This window comes from Komagataeibacter intermedius TF2, assembly GCF_000964425.1.
Taxonomy (GTDB): Bacteria; Pseudomonadota; Alphaproteobacteria; order Acetobacterales; family Acetobacteraceae; genus Komagataeibacter; species Komagataeibacter intermedius.
Genome location: NZ_BANF01000281.1, coordinates 1 through 470, shown reverse-complemented (window position 1 = coordinate 470; position 470 = coordinate 1). Strand labels below are relative to the sequence as shown.

The following is a 470-nucleotide window of genomic DNA, read 5'->3' as shown; positions in this document are numbered from 1 at the left end:
CACAGGAGAGGGTCATGGGATCTGTTTCAGACTATGCGGATTGGGGGATCGCGCGTCTGGCGATGAAGGCGGACCTTTCACGGACGTTTGCCCGGTCGCGCCCGGCCCAGACCATCTGGAACCGCCACCTGCGCCGGCGCTTGACGCGGGCAGAAGATGATCCCCCGATACCGCAAAGTGCAGTCCGCCTGTACGAGCGGCCGGGCTGTCCTGTGGGCCTGGTTATCGATGGACGCTGGAAACGCGGGCTTGGGAACTGGGATCTTTCCTGTCCGGCGACAATCCTGCTCTCGACCGGTAAGATCACCACTACCCCGGGTTGCGTGGCGGAAGGGCTGGAAGAGCTATGACCGGTGATCTTCCCGTTCCGCGTGCGCTTGCGCCAGTCCTTGATAGCCTGACGCCAGAACAGCGGCGCGCGGCAATGGCACTGGGATATGTTCTGGTTCTGGCAGGGGCAGGCACCGGCA

Annotated in this window: 1 pseudogene; it reads left to right on the top strand. The window is 63.6% G+C overall.

Annotation, left to right across the window (positions count from 1 at the left end):
* Window positions 1-350, top strand: a pseudogene (locus B7449_RS17020) (hypothetical protein); the annotation flags it as partial.
* Between the last annotated feature and the right edge of the window lie 120 nt (window positions 351-470).